This window comes from Enterobacter cloacae complex sp. P38RS, assembly GCF_014930775.1.
Lineage (GTDB): Bacteria > Pseudomonadota > Gammaproteobacteria > Enterobacterales > Enterobacteriaceae > Enterobacter > Enterobacter bugandensis.
In genome coordinates, this window is the sequence record NZ_JADBRS010000004.1 from 23,769 (window position 1) to 43,882 (window position 20,114).

The 20,114-nt window shown below is 59.7% G+C and carries 11 protein-coding genes; 8 read left to right on the forward strand and 3 right to left on the reverse strand.

Going from position 1 to position 20,114, the window contains the following annotated elements; all coding sequences use genetic code 11:
• The 3 genes from nirB (at position 1) to IM303_RS07535 (ending at position 7,964) form a co-directional block, all read left to right on the forward strand.
• Positions 1 to 3,987 carry a nitrite reductase large subunit NirB gene (gene nirB / locus IM303_RS07525; RefSeq protein ID WP_192971178.1) on the forward strand — a complete coding sequence of 1,329 codons (3,987 nt, stop codon included), beginning with the start codon at positions 1 to 3 and terminating at the stop codon, positions 3,985 to 3,987.
• The gene (locus IM303_RS07530; RefSeq protein ID WP_193359774.1) at positions 3,984 to 6,482 is read left to right on the forward strand and encodes a nitrate reductase; all 2,499 of its coding nucleotides are present in this window, start codon (positions 3,984 to 3,986) and stop codon (positions 6,480 to 6,482) included. The genes nirB and IM303_RS07530 overlap by 4 nt, the downstream gene beginning before the upstream one ends.
• A gap of 75 nt (positions 6,483 to 6,557) precedes the next feature.
• Positions 6,558 to 7,964, forward strand: coding sequence for a YchO/YchP family invasin (locus tag IM303_RS07535; protein ID WP_193359775.1), 1,407 nt, complete (start codon positions 6,558 to 6,560; stop codon positions 7,962 to 7,964).
• Positions 7,965 to 7,967: 3 nt separating this feature from the next.
• On the opposite strand, the gene narL is transcribed toward IM303_RS07535, so the two are convergent.
• Positions 7,968 to 8,618, reverse strand: coding sequence for a two-component system response regulator NarL (gene narL / locus IM303_RS07540; RefSeq protein WP_003856701.1), 651 nt, complete (start codon positions 8,616 to 8,618; stop codon positions 7,968 to 7,970).
• Positions 8,611 to 10,407: a nitrate/nitrite two-component system sensor histidine kinase NarX gene (gene narX / locus IM303_RS07545; RefSeq protein WP_192987052.1), complete on the reverse strand. Its 1,797-nt coding sequence runs from the start codon at positions 10,405 to 10,407 to the stop codon at positions 8,611 to 8,613. Before narX ends, narL begins: the two co-directional genes overlap by 8 nt.
• A 309-nt stretch (positions 10,408 to 10,716) precedes the next feature.
• On the opposite strand from narX, the gene IM303_RS07550 reads away from it, so the two are divergent.
• The 5 genes from IM303_RS07550 to narI all read left to right on the forward strand — a co-directional run bounded on the left by IM303_RS07550 (position 10,717) and on the right by narI (position 19,156).
• Positions 10,717 to 12,114: a NarK family nitrate/nitrite MFS transporter gene (locus IM303_RS07550; protein ID WP_047364940.1), complete on the forward strand. Its 1,398-nt coding sequence runs from the start codon at positions 10,717 to 10,719 to the stop codon at positions 12,112 to 12,114.
• Positions 12,115 to 12,496: 382 nt separating this feature from the next.
• The gene (locus IM303_RS07555; protein WP_048998355.1) at positions 12,497 to 16,240 is read left to right on the forward strand and encodes a nitrate reductase subunit alpha; all 3,744 of its coding nucleotides are present in this window, start codon (positions 12,497 to 12,499) and stop codon (positions 16,238 to 16,240) included.
• A complete protein-coding gene (narH, locus tag IM303_RS07560) occupies positions 16,237 to 17,772 on the forward strand; it encodes a nitrate reductase subunit beta (RefSeq protein WP_028013444.1) in 1,536 nt (511 codons plus the stop codon). The genes IM303_RS07555 and narH overlap by 4 nt, the downstream gene beginning before the upstream one ends.
• Positions 17,769 to 18,479 (forward strand): nitrate reductase molybdenum cofactor assembly chaperone, encoded by a 711-nt coding sequence (gene narJ, locus IM303_RS07565; protein ID WP_045261096.1) that lies wholly within the window; start codon positions 17,769 to 17,771, stop codon positions 18,477 to 18,479. The genes narH and narJ overlap by 4 nt, the downstream gene beginning before the upstream one ends.
• Positions 18,479 to 19,156, forward strand: a complete 678-nt coding sequence (narI, locus tag IM303_RS07570) for a respiratory nitrate reductase subunit gamma (protein WP_021240339.1) — start codon at positions 18,479 to 18,481, stop codon at positions 19,154 to 19,156. The genes narJ and narI overlap by 1 nt, the downstream gene beginning before the upstream one ends.
• Here the strand turns inward: narI and IM303_RS07575 are convergent.
• A complete protein-coding gene (locus IM303_RS07575; protein ID WP_048998351.1) occupies positions 19,153 to 20,049 on the reverse strand; it encodes a DMT family transporter in 897 nt (298 codons plus the stop codon). The genes narI and IM303_RS07575 overlap by 4 nt on opposite strands.
• Positions 20,050 to 20,114 lie beyond the last annotated feature (65 nt).

The window sequence follows — 20,114 nt, forward strand, 5'->3', positions numbered from 1 at the left end:
ATGCGACTGGTCATTATCGGGAATGGCATGGCGGCAACCCGGCTGATTGCTTCGCTCACCGGGCGAGCTTCCGGTCGGTTCGCTATCACCGTCATCGGTGACGAGCCGGAGCATGCCTATAACCGCATCCAGCTTTCGCCGGTGCTGGGAGGGGAAAAAACGGCTGCGGGCATCTGCCTTCAGGATGACCAATGGTACCAGGAGCGCGGCGTGACGGTGCTGCGGGGCGAAAAGGCACTCGCCGTGAACGTGGACGCACGGGAAGTGCAAACCACCGCCCGCACGCTGGGCTGGGATGCGCTGGTCTTTGCCACCGGGTCAACGCCGTTTGTGCCGCCGATTCCTGGGGGCGATGCGCCGCACGTCTTCACGTTCCGTACCCTGGAGGATACCCGCGCCATTCAGGCGATAGCCGGTCCGGCGGTGGTGCTGGGGGGCGGCGTGCTCGGCGTAGAGACGGCGGCAGCGCTGGCTCGTTCAGGTGACAACGTCACGCTCGTTCATCGCGGCCCGTGGCTGATGGAGCAGCAGCTGGACCAGCAGGCGGGCGTACTGCTTGAAGAGGCGCTGGCGGCGCGGGGCGTGCGCTCTGAACTCGCCTCCGGCATCGCGGCGATTAACGGGAATAGCGTGACGTTGCTCAACGGACGCCGCGTCGCCGCCGCGCGCGTGGTGCTGGCGACCGGCGTGCAGCCCAACGTCGCGCTTGCGCAGGCCAGCGGTGTTCGCTGCGCGCGCGGCATCGTGGTGGATAGCCAGATGCGGACCTCCGCACCGGACGTCTACGCCATTGGCGAGTGCTGCGAAATTGACGGCCAGACCTTTGGCCTGGTCGCCCCCTGTATGACGCAGGCGGATATTCTCGCCGCGCGGCTGGCGGGCGACACAGCCGCGCCGTTTGCCCTCACCGACAATGGCGTGCGCCTCAAGGTGACGGGCGTGGAGCTGTTCAGCCTCGGGCGCGCGGCGGCGCAGGCGGGCGATGTGGTCTGGAGCTCCTGGGATCCGCTAACCCGTCACTATCGTCGGTTACTGATCCATCAGGGTGCGCTGGCTGGCGTGCTGCTGATGGGCGACTGCCGCAGCGCGGCAACATTTACCGATTTACTGGCAACGGCTGCGCCCGCACGCGCGGACTGGCTGTTCGATCGTTTCACTACGCAACCGCAGGTTGCAGGACAGAACGCTATGACAAAACCTACTCTGGTGGTGGTTGGACACGGTATGGTCGGCCATCATTTTCTCGAAGACTGCGTTAACCGCAATCTGCATCAGCAGTATCAGATCGTTGTCTTTGGTGAGGAGCGCTATGCCGCCTATGACCGCGTGCATCTGTCGGAATACTTTGGCGGCCGAAGCGCGGCGTCGCTCTCGCTGGTGGAGGGGGAGTTCTTTTCCGATAACGGCATTGAGCTGCGCCTCTCGCAGCAGATCGTCGCTATCGATCGCGACGCGCGCGTGGTGCGTACCCCCAGCGGGCATGAGACCCACTGGGACAAGCTGGTGCTGGCGACCGGCTCATACCCGTTCGTACCGCCGGTACCGGGCAACGATCTGCCGGGCTGCTTTGTCTACCGCACCCTTGACGACCTGGACAACATAGCGGCCCACGCGGCGGGCTCGCGTCGTGGCGTGGTGATTGGCGGCGGCCTGCTCGGGCTGGAGGCGGCGAATGCCCTCAAGCAACTCGGGCTGGAAACGCACGTGGTGGAGTTTGCGCCCAATCTGATGGCGGTGCAGCTTGATAATGACGGCGCGGCGATGCTGCGCAGGAAAATCGAGGCGCTGGGCGTTGGCGTTCACACCAGTAAAGCCACCACGGAAATTGCTGCGACGGACGACGGGCTGGTGCTGCGCTTCGCCGACGGTGAACAGCTGGAAACGGACATGGTGGTCTTCTCTGCCGGTATTCGTCCTCAGGACGCGCTGGCGCGCAGCAGCGGGCTGGCTATTGGCGAGCGCGGCGGGATCTGCATTGATGACGCCTGCCGGACCTCCGATTCGAATGTGTTTGCCATCGGTGAATGCGCCCTGTGGGAGGGGAAAATCTTTGGCCTGGTGGCGCCCGGCTACCAGATGGCGCGCGTGGCCGCCGCCGTGCTCGCGGGCGAAGATAAAACCTTCACCGGGGCAGATATGAGCACTAAGCTCAAGCTGCTCGGCGTGGACGTGGCGTCGTTTGGCGATGCTCACGGGCGCACGCCGGGGGCGCTAAGCTACCAGTGGACGCACGGCCCGCAGCAAATCTACAAGAAAATCGTGGTCAGCCACGACGGCCAAACGCTGCTCGGCGGCGTGCTGGTGGGCGATGCCAGCGAATACGCCACGCTGGTGCAGATGATGCTTAACGGCATCAGCCTGCCGAAAGAGCCGGAAACGCTGATACTACCTGCGTTGTCAGGCAGCGCGCCAAAAGCGCTGGGCGTGGCGGCGCTGCCGGAAAGCGCGCAGATCTGTTCGTGTCATAACGTCAGCAAAGGCGATATCTGCCGGGCGGTGAGCGCGGGCGCAGCGGATATCGGCGCCGTTAAGCAGTGCACCAAAGCGGCGACCGGCTGCGGGGGCTGCAGCGCGCTGGTGAAGCAGGTGATGGAGTTCCAGCTTGCCGAGCAGGGCGTGGAGGTGAAAAAGGACATCTGCGAACACTTCCCGTACTCGCGCCAGGAAATTTATCACCTGGTGCGCGTCAACCATATCCGAACCTTCGACCAGCTTATCAGCCGCTACGGTCAGGGGCACGGGTGCGAGATCTGTAAGCCGCTGGTGGGGTCAGTGCTGGCCTCCTGCTGGAATGAGTATCTGCTCAAACCGGCGCATCTGCCATTGCAGGACACCAACGACCGCTACTTCGCCAATATTCAGAAGGACGGGACGTATTCCATCGTGCCGCGCATGCCCGCAGGAGAAGTGACCGCCGACGGGCTGATCGCCATCGGCCAGATTGCGAAACGCTACGGCCTGTACAGCAAAATCACCGGCGGGCAGCGTATCGACCTGTTTGGCGCCACCCTGGAACAGCTGCCGGAAATCTGGCAGGCGCTGGTGGAGGCCGGGTTTGAAACCGGGCACGCTTACGGGAAATCCCTGCGCACGGTGAAATCCTGCGTCGGGTCGACCTGGTGCCGCTACGGCGTGCAGGACTCCACTGGTCTCGCGGTCAGACTGGAGCACCGCTACAAGGGCCTGCGCGCCCCGCATAAAATCAAAATGGCCGTTTCCGGCTGCACCCGCGAGTGTGCGGAGGCGCAGAGCAAGGACGTGGGGGTGATTGCCACGGACAAAGGCTGGAACCTCTATCTGTGCGGCAACGGCGGGATGAAGCCTCGCCATGCAGATCTCTTCGCCAGCGATCTGGATGACGAAACGCTGATCCGCACCGTAGACCGTTTCCTGATGTTCTACATCCGCACGGCGGATCGCCTGCAGCGCACCAGCACCTGGATGGACAACCTGGAGGGCGGCCTCGACTATCTGCGTGAGGTGATCCTCAACGACAGTCTCGGCATCGCCCACGAGCTGGAGCAGGAGATGGCCCGGGTAGTCGAGACGTACCAGTGCGAATGGCAAACCACGCTCAACGATCCTGACCGCCTGGCGCTGTTCCGCACCGCGGTGAACGTCGCGCCGTCGGACGAAAGCAAGCGCTGGCAGGAAATCTGCGGCATTGACGATATCCCGGAGCAGGCGGGCATTGGCGCGCGTCTTGGCCGTAAACCGATCGCGCTGTTCCGCTTTGGCACGTCCGTTTATGCCCTGGACGACCTGGAGCCGGGCAGCAGTGCGAACGTGCTGTCACGCGGCATCCTCGGCGATGCGGCGGGCGAACCGATGGTTATTTCTCCGCTCTACAAGCAGCGCATTCGCCTGCGCGACGGCTGTCAGGTGGAGAACGGCGAACCCGCAGTGCGCGCCTGGCCGGTCAAAATTGAAAATGGCAAGGTGTGGGTCGGCAACGAAGAGCTGGTGATGCGCGCGGAGGCCTCATGACGGAAACCAGGACAACGTGCCCCTACTGCGGGGTCGGCTGCGGCGTGATCGCCAGCGTGGAGGATGGAGCGGTCAGCGTTCGGGGGGATGACACCCACCCTGCAAACTTTGGCCGCCTGTGCGTGAAAGGATCGGCCCTGGGGGAGACAACGGGCTTGCAGGGGCGATTGCTGTACCCCGTTGTCGATGGACTTGAGGTGGACTGGTCCCAGGCGCTGAACGCGGCGGGCGAGCGACTGCGGGAGATCATCGACACATGGGGGCCACGGGCGGTGGCGTTTTACGCCTCCGGCCAGCTGTTAACCGAGGACTACTATGCCGCCAACAAGCTGATGAAAGGGTTTATCGGCGCGGCGAACATCGATACCAACTCCCGGCTCTGCATGTCCTCGGCGGTGGTGGGCTACAGGCGCGCCTTTGGCGAAGACGTGGTGCCGTGCAGCTACGAGGATGTGGAAAACAGCGATCTGGTGGTGCTGGCCGGCTCGAACGCGGCCTGGACGCATCCGGTGCTCTATCAGCGCCTGGTGCAGGCAAAGCACAACAACCCGCAGATGAAGGTGGTGGTGATTGACCCGCGTAAAACCGCTACCTGCGATATTGCCGACCTGCATCTGGCGCTTAAACCCGGCAGCGACGCCGGGCTGTTTGTGGGGTTGCTCAATCTGATCCAGGGCACTGATGAGTGGCCGATTGCCCGCGTGGCGGCGTTTTGCGACCTTCCGGCAGAGGATATTGGTACCTTTTACGACTGGTTTGTTACCGTGCCTCGCGCCATTACGCTCTACACCATGGGGATCAACCAGTCCTCCAGCGGCAGCGACAAGTGCAGCGCCATCATTAACGTGCATCTTGCCAGCGGGAAGTTCAACCGTCCGGGCTGCGGCCCATTTTCGCTGACCGGACAGCCAAACGCCATGGGCGGCCGGGAAGTGGGCGGGCTGGCGAACCAGCTGGCGGCGCATATGAGCTTCGAGCCGGACGATCTTTCGCGGGTGGCGCGTTTCTGGGGAACGGAACGGCTGGCGCAGACGCCGGGGCTGATGGCGGTGGAACTGTTTGACGCCATCGCCCGCGGCGAGGTGAAGGCGGTGTGGATCATGGGCACCAATCCTGCCGTATCGCTGCCGGACAGCCACGCGGTGTGTCAGGCGCTGGCGGCCTGTCCGCTGGTGATTGTCTCTGAGGTGATGAAAGATACCGACACCAGCCGCTTCGCCCATATCCGTTTTCCGGCGCTGGGCTGGGGGGAGAAGGACGGCACGGTGACCAATTCCGAGCGGCGCATTTCGCGCCAGCGCGCGTTTCTGCCCGCGCCGGGTGAGGCGAAGCCGGACTGGTGGATCGTGGCTCAGATTGCAAAACGGCTGGGCTACGGCGAGGCCTTTGCCTGGCAACATCCGCAGGAGATTTTTTGCGAACATGCGGCGCTGACGGCGTTTGAAAATGACGGTGCGCGGGCGTTGAACCTTCAGGAACTGGCGGGGTTAACCCGTGAAGCGTGGGAGACGCTTGAGCCGTACCAGTGGCCGACGGGGAATTTACCGCGCCGAAACGTAGTGCCTGTCGATCCGCTGCCGCACGGCGCGACGGCTACCGCGCTATACCCGGCGATCCTCAACACTGGCCGTATCCGCGACCAGTGGCACACCATGACCCGTACGGGATACGTGCCCCGGCTGATGCAGCATATCGCGGAGCCGTTTGTTGAGGTCTGCGCCGCAGACGCCATTCGGTTTTCACTGTGCGACGGCCAGCTGGCGCGGATCGGCTCGCCGCGCGGCGTGATGGTGGCCAGAGTAAGAATCAACGACGGAATACGGGAAGGCGAAGCGTTTGCTCCTATGCACTGGAACGCTGAGTTTGCCCGCCAGGGAAAGGTTAACGCGCTGGTGGAAGTGCGCATCGATCCGGCTTCCGGGCAGCCGGAGAGTAAGCAAACCGCCGTCAGAATCATGCCCTGGCAGCCCGCCTGGCAGGGGGAGCTCTATGCCCGGGAATGGCCGGAAATCCCCTCTTCGGTTCACTGGTGGCGTAAAGCCTCGCGAATGACGATAGCGGGTGAAAAGCCGCTGCTGTCGTGGGTGATGGACTATGCCAGCGGCCGGGGCTGGCAGTTGCAGATTGCGCAAACCGGGGAACGCAGCAGCGTACTGGCCTGGCATAACGGCCATCTGATGCTGGGTTTCTGGGAAGGCACCGCCTTGCCCGATCTGGCGCACCCGGTGATAGAAGCCGCTTTTCAGTCGCCACCCTCGACACCCGCTGAGCGCCATGCGCTGCTGAACGGGCAGGGCGTGGGGAAGGTTACAGATCCGGGGCGCATCATCTGCAGCTGTTTCAGCGTTGGAGAAAACGCGATACGGGAGGCGATTGCTGGAGGGTGCGGTTCCGTTACCGCGCTGGGGGCGACGCTACGGTGCGGCACGAACTGCGGTTCGTGCGTGCCTGAGCTCAAAACAATGTTTCAGGAAATTCCGGAAAATTCCCCGTAAAGCTGCAAAGAGAGAGAAATCACGTTAAGGTACCTGGTGTTCTTACGTAAGCACCGGGTAATTCTTACGACATTGATGACTGTTTCTCCCCCTTTCCGAACGCTGGTTTTACTCTCCCTCGTTACAGCCGGAGCCGTTCACGGTGCGCCGAATTCCTTTATCCAGCAGGCACAAAATCCCTTTGATAATAACGGGGATAATCTCCCCGATCTCGGTATGGCAGCCCCGACCGGGGAGGGGGAAAAGCATCTCGCCGAAATGGCGAAAGCCTTTGGTGAAGCCAGTATGACCGACAACGGCCTGACTACGGGCGAGCAGGCGCGGCAGTTTGCCTTTGGTCAGGTGCGTGACGCGGTGAGCGGCGAGGTGAACCAGCAGATTGAATCCTGGCTGTCACCCTGGGGGAATGCCAGCGTCAATTTGCTGGTGGATAACGACGGGAAATTCAACGGCAGCAGCGGGAGCTGGTTTATCCCCTGGAACGATAACAACCGTTACCTGAGCTGGAGCCAGCTCGGCCTGACGCAGCAAACGGATGGCCTGGTCAGTAACGCCGGAATCGGCCAGCGCTGGGTGGCCGGAAAATGGCTGCTGGGCTACAACACCTTTTACGATAACCTGCTGGATGAGAACCTGCAGCGTGCCGGGCTGGGCGCGGAGGTATGGGGAGAAAATCTGCGCCTGTCGGCTAACTATTATCAGCCTTTTGCCGGCTGGCGCGACAGCTCTGACGTCCAGGAGCAGCGCATGGCGCGGGGATATGACGTGACCGCCAAAGCCTGGCTGCCGTGGTTTCATCACCTGAACACCAGCGTCAGCTTTGAGCAATATTTTGGCGACAACGTTGACCTCTTCAACAGCGGAACCGGGTATCACAACCCGGTGGCGGTCAATCTCGGGCTTAACTATACCCCCGTGCCGCTGGTGACGCTGACCGCAGGGCATAAGCAGGGCGAAAGCGGAGAGAGCCAGAATAACCTCGGGCTGAAGCTCAACTATCGCTTCGGCGTGCCGCTGGTTAAGCAGCTCTCCGCCGGAGAGGTCGCGGCCACGCGATCCCTGCGCGGAAGCCGCTATGACTCGCCGGAGCGTAACAGCCTGCCGGTGATGGAGTTCCGCCAGCGTAAAACGCTCTCCGTCTGGCTGGCAACCCCGCCGTGGGATCTCAAAGGGGGCGAAACCGTCATGCTGAAGCTGCAGGTTCGCAGCACTCACGGTATTCGTCAGATCCACTGGCAGGGTGATACCCAGGCTTTGAGCCTGACGTCCCCGGGGAAAAGTGACAGCACCGACGGCTGGAGCGTGATCATGCCTGCCTGGAATGACGCTGAAGGGGCGACAAACCGCTGGCATCTCTCGGCGGTGGTGGAAGATGCGAAGGGCCAGCGCGTCTCGTCCAATGAGATCACGCTCGCTGTGGTGCAGCCGCTGGTCTCATTACCTGACGACGACCCGCGCTGGAAGCTGCTGCCGGATGAGTAATGCTTAAAAAATACGTTCCTGATGGACCCACACCGCGGCTTCAACGCGGGATTTTAGCTTCATTTTCTTGAGCATATGCTTCACGTGCACTTTAACCGTGCTTTCGGTGATATCCAGGCGGCGGGCGATCATTTTGTTCGGCAGGCCCTGGGCAATCAGCTTCAGAATATCGCGTTCGCGCGGCGTTAACTGGCTGACGTCGCGGTCAGAGGTGGCGCGGTTCGCCCGCAGGCTGGCGGCCAGCACCGGCGTCAGGGCCTCGCTCAGCACCATCTCGCCTGCGGCGGCCTGCTGCAGCGCCTTGAGCAGGTCTTCCGGCTCCATATCCTTCAGCAGATAGCCATCCGCGCCGCGCTTCAGCGCCGTGACCACATCCTCTTCGTGGTTGGAGACGCTAAAGACCACCACGCGACCGGAAAGGGATTTCTCGCGTAACTTGTCGAGGGTTTCCAGACCGTTCATGCCGGGCATGTTGAGATCGAGCAGGATCAGATCCGGATCGAGGGATTCGGCCAGCTCAATACCCTGTTCACCGTTGCTGGCTTCGCCAACCACGGTAATGTCGGGTGCCATGCTGACCAGCTGTTTTACGCCAGTACGCAGCATCGGATGGTCGTCGATCAACAGGATGGATGCCGGTTCCTGATTAGTCATGGGTTTCTCCTTGAGCAGTTGTAAGCGGTTTTTCGGGAATAAAGGTGACCACAACTTCCGTGCCACCCGTCTCTCTCCGTCGAACCTGGCAATCACCGCGCAGGCTTTGGGCGCGGTCTCGCATAATGATTAAACCATAGTGGTTAGTGCGTTCGGCATTTTCCGGCACGCCGCGACCGTTGTCGTGAACCCTCAGCCTGACCTGGTTAGCGTGCTGGCTGACGGTAACCGTAACCGCCGTCGCTTCAGCGTGTTTGAGCACGTTGCTCAGCGCTTCGCGGGCGATCTGCAGCAGATGAATCGCCTGATGGGAAGGGACAAACCGCGGTGGCAGCTGGTAATCCAGCTTCACCGGGAAGCCAAGCCGGGCGCTAAATTCCTGGCAGCTGGATTCCAGCGCCGGGCGCAGCCCCGGCTCGGTCAGCTGCAGGCGGAAGGTGGTCAGCAGCTCGCGCAGCTGTACCCAGGAGGTGTTCAGCTCGTTGCGGATCTGGCTCAGCAGCTGTTTGTTGCTTTCCGGCATTTCCGCGTCCTGCATCTGCAAGCAGCTCACCTGCATTTTCATACAGGAGAGCGACTGGGCGATAGAGTCGTGGAGCTCGCGGGCGATGGTCGCGCGCTCTTCCATGACGATCAACTGCTGCTGTTTTTCCTGGTGCCTGTCGAGCGCCAGCGTGGCCGTTAACTGTTCAACCAGGGTGTCCACCAGCTGCTGCTGGTCGTGGCTCAGATGACGTCCGGCTGGCAGGGTGGCCAGCAGAATACCGTACTGGGTGTGGCTGTCCGTCAGCCGCCACTTCAGGGTAGTGCCGCCAGAAGCCTGCAGCGGCAGGCCGCGCGGGCACAGGTGACAGCCTTTATCATCGCAGGACATGTCGGACTGACAGGTAAACTCCTGATGATTATCTTCATCTTCCACATCGTAAACCCGCAGCTCCAGGTCATGCAGCAGGGTCAGATTTTGCAGGCCGTTCAGCACCGGCGAAAGGCGTTCACATAGCGGCACCTGCATGTGCAGCCGACGGTTGGCTTGCCACAGGAAGGAGAGGATCTCATTTTTCTGCTCCAGCCCGGCGGTTTTTTCCTGCACGCGTTGTTCCAGCACCGCGTAGCTTTCGGAGAGCTCCGACGACATGGTGTTCAGCGCCTGGCCGAGCATGGCCATCTCGTTGCGGCCGCTGATGTGCGTGCGCTGGGTAAAATCTCTGTTCGTTACGGCGCGCGCCATCGCCAGCAGCTGTTTCCAGGGATTCAGCAGCCGCGCCCGGAGCCAGATAATGGTGAAGATCAGCAGCAGGCCCATAAACAGCGCCATGGCACGGTGTACCATTACCACCCGGTCGATGCGTAATTCGGTGGTTTGGTCGAAAGAGGAGACCAGCGCGTCAATGCGGGAGACGAAACCCGCTACGTCCTGCGCAACGGTTTCGGTGCTGCGCGCCTGTTTCAGACCGGGTTCCAGCTGGGTGTGCCAGTAGCCCTGCAGGGCTTTAAGCTGGGACTGCTGGCCGGCGCGGATGGCGGCGTTTTCCAGTTCGGGGCTGAAGGCCGTGCGCTCCATTTCATCAATTAAGGGCCGATCGTCCTGCGTCAGGGGGACCGACGCCAGCAGACGATAACTCTGCATGCGTAGAGAACCTGCCTCGTTGATGGCATGTGCATTACCCTGTACCCCTTGTACCAGCCAGCCGGAAATCGCCATGCCGGCCACGCCCAGGGCGGTAGACAGCAAAACAATCAGGGCTAGCTGATTGACGAGAGTCAGCGGTGATAAACATCTTTTTAACATAGAGTTGCCGGGCTCCTGACGTGGCCTGCTTGCAGGAATGGCGCTATTCTGGTGCATACCCTGGAGTATACCCATACCAATAAAGGATTACCCCTAAATTGCCAACGGAGTATAGGTGAAGAAGCGGTGGTAGCAAGGAACCTTCAGTGCAGTGAAAAACCACGTCTTTTTTACCGAATTATCCTACTCACTAAGGATAACCCCTTTTTTTGCGCCGCAAATCCCCGCACTTTTCCTTTGATTTATATCAACTTACCGCCGCCCTAAAACCCTAATGTTTGCAGCATCATTCGAGAATCAGAGGTGTCTATGAGTCACTCATCCGCTCCCGAAAGGGAAAATGGTGCCGTTATTACAGACTGGCGTCCAGAGGATCCGGCGTTCTGGCAACAGCGCGGCCATCGTGTAGCAAGCCGGAATCTGTGGATTTCCGTTCCGTGTCTGCTTTTAGCGTTTTGCGTATGGATGTTGTTTAGCGCGGTCGCGGTAAACCTGCCGAAAGTAGGGTTTACGTTCACGACCGATCAGCTGTTTATGCTTACCGCATTGCCGTCGCTGTCTGGCGCGCTGCTGCGTGTCCCTTACGCGTTTATGGTCCCGGTATTCGGTGGACGTCGCTGGACGGCGTTCAGTACGGGCATCATGATCGTCCCTTGCGTGTGGCTAGGTTTCGCGGTGCAGGATACCTCCACGCCGTTCAGCGTGTTCGTGATTATCTCCCTGCTGTGCGGTTTCGCCGGCGCTAACTTCGCCTCCAGCATGGCGAACATCAGCTTCTTCTTCCCGAAAGCGAAGCAGGGCGGCGCGCTGGGTATTAACGGCGGTCTGGGCAACATGGGCGTAAGCGTGATGCAGTTGATTGCGCCGCTGGCGATCTCTGTTTCTATTTTTGCCGCCTTCGGTGGCGGCGGCGTTGAGCAGGCGGATGGTTCTTCCCTCTACCTGCAGAACGCGGCCTGGATTTGGGTTCCGTTCCTGGTGGTGTTCACCCTCGCTGCGTGGTTCTTTATGAACGATCTGAGCGCGTCGAAAGCATCCCTGAGCGAGCAGCTTCCAGTGCTGAAGCGTGGACACCTCTGGGTGATGGCGCTGCTGTATCTGGCTACCTTCGGTTCGTTTATCGGCTTCTCAGCGGGCTTTGCCATGCTGTCGAAAACCCAGTTCCCGGACGTGCAGATCCTGCAATTCGCCTTCTTCGGTCCGTTCATTGGCGCACTGGCGCGTTCGCTGGGCGGCATGATCTCCGACCGTCTGGGCGGGACTCGCGTTACGCTGGTGAACTTTATTGTGATGGCAGTCTTCTGCGCGCTGCTGTTCCTGACGCTGCCTTCTGACGGGCAGGGCGGTAACTTCTTTGCCTTCTTCGGCGTGTTTATGGTGCTATTCCTGACGGCCGGGTTGGGGAGTGCGTCTACCTTCCAGATGATCTCCGTGATCTTCCGCAAGCTGACGATGGATCGCGTGAAAGCGCAGGGCGGAAGCGAAGAGCAGGCCATGCGTGAAGCGGCGACGGATACGGCTGCGGCCCTGGGCTTTATCTCGGCTATTGGCGCAATTGGCGGCTTCTTTATTCCGAAAGCGTTCGGCATCTCGCTTGACCTGACCGGCTCTCCGGCTGGCGCCATGAAAGTCTTCCTCGTCTTCTATATCGCCTGCGTCGTGATTACGTGGCTGGTATATGGCCGTAATACCAAGAAAAATAAGTAAGTGTGATTATCCGTTAACGCGGCCTTCGTGCCGCGTTTTTTTTCGACTGAATAATAGTTACAACATACTGCAAGCTTTTGCAGCAGTCATCTGCGGGTAACACTGTGATCGCCATCGCTTTGCAGGGATGTCTACCCCTTAATACCTGAGATGTTAAATTTTGCCGGGGTTATTGTACGATGAATAATAAATATCTTTATAAATCATTTATTTATTCGTTTTAAAAATATACCGCTTTGGTGGTATTTGGTCTAACCCCTCCTTTTACAGTCCCTCTTCGTCTTGATCGTTATCAATTCTCCCCCTCTTTCAGGGCGTTACCTTCGCTGCAAATCAGCAATGTCGATTTAGAGAGCCACAGGCTCCATACAGGAGATACCCGATGAGCAAATTTTTGGACCGGTTTCGCTACTTCAAACAGAAGGGTGAAACTTTTGCCGATGGGCACGGCCAGGTTCTGGATACCAACCGGGACTGGGAAGACGGTTACCGCCAGCGCTGGCAGCATGACAAAGTCGTCCGGTCTACCCACGGCGTAAACTGCACTGGCTCATGTAGCTGGAAGATTTTCGTTAAAAACGGTCTGGTGACCTGGGAAATGCAGCAGACCGACTATCCGCGCACCCGTCCGGATATGCCGAACCATGAACCGCGCGGCTGCCCGCGCGGGGCCAGCTACTCCTGGTATCTCTACAGCGCCAACCGTCTGAAATACCCGCTGATGCGCAAACGCCTGATGAAAATGTGGCGTGAAGCGAAAGTGCAGCACAGCGACCCGGTTGATGCGTGGGCCTCTATCATTGAAGATGCCGACAAAGCGAAAAGCTTCAAGCAGGCGCGCGGTCGCGGTGGTTTCGTTCGTTCTTCCTGGAAAGAGGTGAACGAGTTGATTGCCGCCTCTAACGTCTATACCGTAAAAACCTACGGTCCTGACCGCGTGGCGGGCTTCTCGCCAATCCCGGCGATGTCGATGGTCTCTTACGCTTCCGGCGCGCGCTACCTGTCGCTTATCGGCGGGACCTGCCTGAGCTTCTACGACTGGTACTGTGACCTGCCGCCTGCCTCTCCGCAGACCTGGGGTGAGCAGACCGACGTGCCGGAATCCGCCGACTGGTACAACTCCAGCTACATTATCGCCTGGGGCTCTAACGTTCCGCAGACCCGTACCCCGGACGCGCACTTCTTTACCGAAGTCCGCTACAAAGGGACCAAAACCGTTGCGGTCACCCCGGACTACGCGGAAATCGCCAAGCTGTGCGACCTGTGGCTGGCACCGAAACAGGGTACCGATGCCGCGATGGCGATGGCGATGGGCCACGTCATGCTGCGCGAATTCCACCTCGACAAACCGAGCCAGTACTTCACCGACTACGTGCGTCGCTACACCGACATGCCGATGCTGGTGATGCTGGAAGAGCGTGAGGGCTACTATGCCGCGGGCCGCACGCTGCGCGCCGCCGATCTGGTGGACGCGCTGGGCCAGGAAAACAACCCTGAGTGGAAAACCGTTGCCTATAACAGCAACGGCGAACTGGTGGCGCCAAACGGCTCTATCGGCTTCCGCTGGGGCGAGAAGGGCAAGTGGAACCTTGAGCAGCGCAACGGCACCACCGGTGAAGAGACGGAGCTGCGCCTCAGCATGTTGGGCAGCCAGGACGAGATCGCCGAGGTTGGCTTCCCGTACTTTGGCGGTGAAGGTTCCGAGCACTTCAACAAGGTTGAACTGAAAAACGTGCTGATGCACAAGCTGCCGGTTAAGCGCCTGCAGCTGGCCGACGGTTCTACCGCGCTGGTTACCACCGTCTATGACCTGACCATGGCGAACTACGGCCTGGAGCGCGGTCTGAACGACGAAAACTGCGCAACCAGCTATGACGACGTGAAGGCCTACACCCCGGCCTGGGCGGAGCAGATCACCGGCGTACCGCGCGCGCAGATCGTTCGTATCGCCCGCGAGTTTGCGGAAAACGCCGACAAGACCCACGGTCGCTCGATGATCATCGTGGGTGCCGGTCTGAACCACTGGTATCACCTCGATATGAACTATCGCGGTCTGATCAACATGCTGATCTTCTGCGGCTGCGTCGGTCAGAGCGGCGGCGGCTGGGCGCACTACGTGGGCCAGGAAAAACTGCGTCCGCAGACCGGCTGGCAGCCGCTGGCGTTTGCCCTTGACTGGCAGCGTCCGGCACGTCACATGAACAGCACCTCCTATTTCTATAACCACTCCAGCCAGTGGCGCTACGAGACGGTTACCGCGCAGGAACTGCTGTCGCCGATGGCGGATAAAACCCGCTACAGCGGCCACCTGATTGATTTCAACGTGCGCGCTGAACGCATGGGCTGGCTGCCGTCTGCGCCGCAGCTGGGCACTAACCCGCTGCGCATTGCACAAGAGGCGAAGAAAGCGGGCATGTCGCCGGTGGATTACACCGTGAAATCGCTCAAGGAAGGCTCCATTCGTTTCGCGGCAGAACAGCCTGAGAACGGCAAAAACCATCCACGCAACCTGTTCATCTGGCGCTCCAACCTGCTGGGCTCGTCCGGTAAAGGCCACGAGTACATGCTGAAATACCTGCTGGGCACCGAGAACGGTATTCAGGGTAAAGACCTCGGCAAGCAGGGCGGCGTGAAGCCAGAAGAAGTGGAATGGAAAGACAACGGTCTGGACGGCAAGCTGGATCTGGTGGTGACGCTGGACTTCCGTCTGTCCAGCACCTGCCTGTACTCCGATATCGTGCTGCCAACCGCCACCTGGTACGAAAAAGACGACATGAATACCTCGGACATGCATCCGTTTATTCATCCTCTGTCTGCCGCCGTTGATCCGGCGTGGGAATCGAAAAGCGACTGGGATATTTACAAAGACATCGCGAAGAAATTCTCCGAAGTCTGCGTAGGTCACCTGGGCAAAGAGACCGACGTGGTGACGCTGCCAATCCAGCACGACTCCGCTGCCGAACTGGCGCAGCCGCTTGACGTGAAGGACTGGAAAAAAGGCGAATGCGACCTGATCCCGGGCGTGACCGCGCCGCACATCATTCCGGTTGAACGTGATTACCCGGCAACCTACGAGCGCTTTACCTCCATCGGCCCGCTGATGGAGAAAATCGGTAACGGCGGCAAAGGCATCGCCTGGAACACCCAGAGCGAAATGGACCTGCTGCGCAAGCTCAATTACACCAAAGCGGACGGCCCGGCCAAAGGCCAGCCAATGCTGAACACGGCAATTGATGCGGCGGAGATGATCCTGACCCTGGCACCGGAAACCAACGGCCACGTGGCGGTGAAAGCGTGGGCGGCCCTGAGTGAATTTACCGGTCGCGACCACACGCATCTGGCGAAGAATAAAGAGGAAGAGAAAATCCGCTTCCGCGATATCCAGGCCCAGCCGCGCAAGATTATCTCCAGCCCGACCTGGTCTGGTCTGGAAGATGAGCATGTGTCCTATAACGCTGGTTATACCAACGTTCATGAGCTGATCCCATGGCGCACGCTTTCTGGTCGTCAGTCACTGTATCAGGACCACCAGTGGATGCGCGACTTCGGTGAAAGCCTGCTGGTGTACCGTCCGCCAATCGACACCCGCTCCGTGAAAGCGGTGATGGGCGCGAAATCGAACGGTAACCCTGAGAAGGCGCTGAACTTCCTGACGCCGCACCAGAAGTGGGGTATCCACTCCACCTACAGCGACAACCTGCTGATGCTTACCCTGTCGCGCGGTGGTCCGATTGTCTGGATGAGCGAAGCGGACGCCAAAGATCTGGGTATCGAAGATAACGACTGGATTGAAGTGTTCAACAGCAACGGCGCCCTGACGGCGCGTGCGGTGGTGAGCCAGCGCGTACCGGCCGGGATGACCATGATGTATCACGCGCAGGAACGTATCGTGAACCTGCCGGGTTCAGAGATCACCGAGCAGCGCGGCGGTATTCACAACTCCGTGACCCGTATTACGCCGAAGCCGACCCACATGATCGGTGGCTATGCGCAGCTGGCCTACGGCTTTAACTACTACGGCACCGTAGGATCGAACCGCGATGAGTTCGTGGTGGTGCGTAAGATGAAGAATATTAACTGGTTAGACGGCGAAGGTAATGACCAGGTACAGGAGAGCGTAAAATGAAAATTCGTTCACAAGTCGGCATGGTGCTGAATCTGGATAAGTGCATCGGCTGCCACACCTGTTCAGTGACCTGTAAAAACGTCTGGACCAGCCGCGAAGGTATGGAGTACGCCTGGTTCAACAACGTGGAAAGCAAGCCGGGCACCGGTTTCCCGACCGACTGGGAAAACCAGGAGAAGTGGAAGGGCGGCTGGATCCGCAAAATCAACGGCAAGCTGCAGCCGCGCATGGGTAACCGCGCAATGCTGCTGGGTAAAATCTTCGCTAACCCGCACCTGCCGGGCATTGAGGACTATTACGAGCCGTTTGATTACGACTACCAGAACCTGCACAACGCGCCGGAAAGCAAACACCAGCCGATCGCCCGTCCTCGCTCGCTGATCACTGGTCAGCGCATGGACAAAATTACCAGCGGTCCAAACTGGGAAGAAATTCTGGGCGGCGAGTTCGAAAAGCGCGCCAAAGACCAGAACTTCGAGAACATGCAGAAGGCGATGTACGGCCAGTTCGAAAACACCTTTATGATGTATCTGCCGCGCCTGTGCGAACATTGCCTGAACCCGGCGTGCGTCGCGACCTGCCCGAGCGGTGCCATCTACAAGCGTGAAGAAGACGGCATCGTACTGATCGACCAGGACAAGTGCCGCGGCTGGCGCATGTGCATCACCGGCTGTCCGTACAAAAAAATCTACTTCAACTGGAAGAGCGGTAAGTCTGAGAAGTGCATCTTCTGCTACCCGCGTATCGAAGCCGGTATGCCGACCGTCTGCTCCGAGAGCTGCGTAGGCCGTATTCGTTACCTCGGCGTGCTGCTGTACGACGCGGACGCGATTGAGAATGCTGCAAGCACCGAGAATGAGAAAGATCTCTATCAGCGTCAACTGGACGTCTTCCTCGATCCGAACGATCCGAAGGTGATTGAGCAGGCCCTGAAAGACGGCATTCCGCAGAGCGTGATTGACGCCGCACAGCAGTCGCCGGTGTACAAAATGGCGATGGACTGGAAGCTGGCTCTGCCGCTGCACCCGGAATACCGCACCCTGCCGATGGTCTGGTACGTGCCGCCGCTGTCTCCGATTCAGTCTGCGGCGGACGCGGGCGAGCTGGGCAGCAACGGTATTCTGCCGGACGTGGAAAGCCTGCGTATCCCGGTTCAGTATCTGGCAAACCTGCTGACAGCAGGGGATACCCAGCCGGTACTGCTGGCGCTGAAACGTATGCTGGCGATGCGCCACTTCAAACGGGCGGAAACCGTTGACGGCGTGAACGATACCCGCGCGCTGGAAGAGGTCGGCCTGACCGAAGCGCAGGCGCAGGAGATGTACCGCTACCTGGCGATTGCTAACTACGAAGACCGTTTCGTGGTGCCAAGCAGCCACCGCGAGCTGGCCCGCGAGGCCTTCCCGGAGAAAAGCGGGTGTGGCTTCACCTTTGGCGACGGTTGCCACGGGTCAGACAGTAAATTCAACCTGTTCAACAGCCGCCGCATCGACGCCATGGATGTGACCAGCAAAACGGAGCCGCACCAATGATTGAACTCGTCATTGTTTCGCGTCTGCTCGAGTACCCGGATGCTGCGCTTGCGCAGCATCAACAGGAACTCTTTGATGCACTCGCGTCATCTGAAAACCTGGATAAAGAGGATGCCCAGAAGCTGGGCGTTTTCCTCCGCGATCTGCTGGCGCGCGATCTGCTCGACGCGCAGGCGGACTACAGCCAGCTGTTTGACCGTGGTCGTGCGACGTCTCTGCTGCTGTTTGAGCACGTTCACGGTGAATCCCGCGACCGCGGTCAGGCGATGGTGGACCTGATGGCCCAGTACGAGCAGCACGGCCTGCAGCTCGACAGCCGCGAGCTGCCGGACCACCTGCCGCTGTACCTGGAGTATCTGGCGCAGCTGCCGAAAGAAGAGGCGCTGGGTGGTCTGCAGGATATCGCCCCGATTCTTGCGCTGCTCGGCGCGCGTCTACAGCAGCGTGAGAGCCGCTATGCCGTACTGTTCGATCTGCTGGTGAAGCTGGCGAACGCCTCTGTAGACAGTGAAAAAGTGGCGGAGAAAATCGCGGATGAAGCCCGGGATGATACCCCGCAAGCGCTGGATGCGGTCTGGGAAGAAGAGCAGGTGAAATTCTTTGCTGACCAGAACTGCGGCGAGTCTGAAATCTCCGCTCACCAGCGTCGTTTTGCCGGCGCGGTTGCCCCGCAATATTTGAATATCTCTAACGGAGGACGGCACTAATGCACTTCCTGAATATGTTCTTCTTTGACATTTACCCGTATATCGCGGGCACCGTATTCCTGGTGGGAAGCTGGCTGCGCTATGACTACGGCCAGTACACCTGGCGTGCTGCCTCCAGCCAGATGCTGGATCGCAAAGGGATGCACGTCGCGTCTAACCTGTTCCACATCGGTATTTTGGGGATTTTTGCCGGTCACTTCCTTGGGATGCTGACGCCGCACTGGATGTACGAAGCGTGGCTGCCGATTGAAGTGAAGCAGAAGATGGCGATGATCGCCGGTGGTGCCTGCGGTGTGATGACTCTGGTGGGTGGCCTGCTGCTGCTGAAACGTCGTCTGTTCAGCCCGCGCGTGCGTGCCACCACCACTGCAGCGGACATCCTGATCCTCTCCCTGCTGATGGTGCAGTGCGCGCTGGGTCTGCTGACTATTCCATTCTCTGCGCAGCATATGGACGGCAGTGAAATGATGAAGCTGGTGGGGTGGGCGCAGTCCGTCGTGACCTTCCACGGCGGAGCGTCCGAGCACCTGGACGGCGTGGCGTTTATCTTCCGCGTTCACCTTGTGCTGGGGATGACGCTGTTTGTGCTGTTCCCGTTCTCCCGTCTGGTGCATATCTGGAGCGCGCCGGTGGAGTACCTGACGCGCAAATACCAGATTGTGCGTGCCCGTCGCTAATTCAGCGTCTTGATACCAACCCCGCAATCGCGGGGTTTTTTTTCGCCCCAGCCCAGGTTGTTGCCCGCTGCAGCAAACAGGATCAGCGCGCCGCCCGCCAGCTGCGTCAGGTTCAGCGAGTGCCCGAACACCAGGTTATCGACAACGATCGCCACCACCGGATAGATAAACGACAGTGAGCCGGTAATGGGGGTAGGTAGCTTCTGAATCGCGCTGTAGAGCAGCTGGTACATAATGCCGGTATGGACGATGCCGAGCGTCAGCAGGATCGGCCAGGGAAAATCACCGGAAAATGACGGCCAGCTGGCAAACGGCAGAAGCATCACGACGCCCGTCAGCACCTGAATAAAGGCAATATGCTGCGGTGCGATAGTTTTCAGTTTGCGCGCAATGATTGCCGTCAGCGCGTAGAAGAAGGCCGCGGCCATTGCCAGACCGATACCCGCCAGCCATTCAGTGTCGTGGGTACCGGCCAGCTCGCTGGAGAGCAGTATCACCACGCCGCCGAAGGCGAGGAACAGCCAGCCCCATTTCACCACGCTGACGCGCTCGCCTAAAAACATCCCCATCAGGACCAGCATAAACGGCTGAGTGTTATAGACCACGGTCGAAAGACCAATAGAGATCCGCTCATAGGCTGCGAAGAGCAGCAGCCAGTTCACCACTAATGCCACACCGCCGAGAATCGCCAGCAGCAGCGTGGTGCGGGTGAGGGGGCTAAAGGGCTTTTGACTTACCCGGATAAAAATGAAAAGCGCTATTGCCCCAATAAGGCAGCGCCAGAAAACCACTTCCGTCACCGGCAGACCGCTGAGCAAAACAAACGCGCCGATAGAGCCGGAAATTAACATCGCCAGACTCATCTGCCAGACGCCTTTATGTAAATCACTCATCATTCACCTCCTGATTAATAACGCTATTGTCGAAAATCGCTGTTGGGTTTTACAGGGGTGAGATA